The following is a 2,085-nucleotide window of genomic DNA, read 5'->3' on the forward strand; positions in this document are numbered from 1 at the left end:
CCGTAGCCGCTTGTTTGTCCGAGGTAAAGCCAGTTGGCTGCCTTGTAGCAGGCTCCGGTAAAGCGACCAGTATCTACAAAGGTCTCCGCTATCAGCACCGGATGTCCGTACACCTGCACCCAGTCACGGGAAAGACGGCGCAGATTAAGGCTCAGAACCTTTGATGCCAAATTGGGAATGTGAATATCCGGTAACATGAGAAAACGAGCATTATTGACGATTAAATGTAACCGCTGCCATTGGATGGCTTGGGACCAACCAATCCAGGTATCCCGGGGCTGACATTTTAATGCCGAGGCAGCCCAACCCAGGAGGGCTAACCAACGACCGTGCAGCTCAGCTACATAACGGATCGATTTACCCACCAGGGACTTGAGCCCCAGATAATGGTACTCCGACATGAGCCTGTCCCACATCTGCCGCTCATCCCGCCTGATAGGACGGACTACTATGTCAAAAAAAGGAAAGTTGTCAGGGGCTTCTGGCATCAAGGTCTCTCCGATCCTGACCCTTGATACCATAGGGCAAAAGAAAAAACCAGAACTATTTTATTCTTCAATCAAGGCGATTACTTGTCTTTGTGAATGACTTAGCCCTGGACCCAAGGCCAAGGCTCTGTCAAAGTCGGCGCGACAATTTTTGGGGGAGTGTCTTTATATGAGAGCAATGATGGCGGGGCAAGGGGGATTTCAGCGTTAACAGAGGTCAGGAACTGGTAAAAGGCGGTGTTGGGGAAGGAAACAGCCGCAGGAGTGCCATTGCCTTCCTAAGTGCGAATGCACGCACATTAAGCAGAGGCGGGAGATGATTTAAGCACCGATCAGTTGTAACGCCAAATGCGGTTTAGCGGCCATGTGCCTGATGGCGGCGGCGATATTGGTATACTCTGCCAGCCTCAGGAGGCTGATGGCGAGGTTTCGGAGTGTGGCCATCATTCTGGGGCCGGTCTTGGCTCGTATTTGAGAGCGATCCTCATCAAAGGTGACGTCCCGGACATAATGGCTTTTGTTTTCGATGCTCCAATGTCCGCGATTCAGGTCGAGGAGTTGCTTGGGTGAAGCCTTCTGGGGTGAGAGACTGGTGATGAGGTAGGCAGTTTCTCTGCGTTTTTTGCCCGTTTTGAGATTTTCGGTATGCCGTTCGATGCAGGCAACCTGTCCACAGAAAGGGAAATCCAGATACCTATTCAGATCGATAGATGTCCAGATTTTTCTCATTTCCAGACGGCCGTGCGCTTTTTCACAGGTTTCATGCTGAGGGGGGAAATGCCTCGGTTAATCCGAGGTAGGCGATGTCTTCTTTCAGGGTGGATTGATTATCCTTGACGGTGAAACAGTAATCGGCCTGTTTTTGCTGGACAAGGAAGCGTGCCAGGTCTTTTTGGGTATGGAGGGCATCGGCGGTAACGATTTTATCCGTTAAATCAAGAGGCGCCAATAAGGGAATCGCGGCAGGGATTTCATTGCTTTTCACGGGCACTTCTTGTTGGGCGATGGTTACGCCCTGCTGGTGGATGAAGGCAGACAGAAGGTGGACTTTCGTGCCGTCATCACGTCGCGCTCCTCTGAGCGTTTTTCCATCAATGCCGATGGCGTTTCCTCCAGACAGTCGGCCTGCCCAATCGGAGATAGCCCTATCAACCTTCTCGGCATCAATCCTCTGCAATTGGCGCCGGATGGTCGGTTCGCTGGGAGGGACATAGCGATGCGCTTTTTTTCTGCACCAGAGACGCTCCAACATTTTTTGAGAACAATGGCTTGCCCACTGGGCAATAGCACTATAGCCCCGGCACCCGCAGATGACGGCGCAAAGGGAAATGGCAATAATGGAGAGATTCCGGTGGCGCACCCCCCGTTTGCAACGGGGATCGGGAAGCGCTTTGAGTATCTCGATCAAGTCGGAAGCCTGTTTCTCGGAAAGTCGCATCGGTGTCTCCTTGTGGATGAGATCCGGATCGGGATGTGAGTCCCTGAGCCTCAGAAGCGCCTTCTTACTGAGGGGACGAACGAAAATAGCCTTGGATTGCCCATGATGGAAGTACTGGCGAGAATGTTTTCCGTAGCCGCTTGTTTGTCCGAGGTAAAG

General features: G+C 52.2%; 3 protein-coding genes. All 3 read right to left on the reverse strand.

The annotated features are described in order from the left end of the window. A partial coding sequence (locus VLH40_08905) for a Druantia anti-phage system protein DruA (protein HSV32120.1) occupies window positions 1-488 on the reverse strand: 488 nt, incomplete at its 3' end. Between the two features lie 321 nt (window positions 489-809). Beyond that, entirely contained in the window at window positions 810-1,217 is a 408-nt protein-coding gene (locus VLH40_08910) for an ISAs1 family transposase (GenBank protein ID HSV32121.1), read from the reverse strand. 31 nt (window positions 1,218-1,248) lie between these two features. Beyond that, window positions 1,249-2,085: ISAs1 family transposase (locus tag VLH40_08915; protein ID HSV32122.1), on the reverse strand; the 837-nt coding region annotated here is incomplete at its 5' end.

The sequence above is a fragment of the Atribacteraceae bacterium genome, assembly GCA_035477455.1.
GTDB lineage: Bacteria > Atribacterota > Atribacteria > Atribacterales > Atribacteraceae > DATIKP01.

Bases quoted from the DNA above. Each gene is read 5' to 3' on its own strand.
- VLH40_08910 (HSV32121.1), bottom strand. From the start codon at position 1,217: ATGAGAAAAATCTGGACATCTATCGATCTGAATAGGTATCTGGATTTC.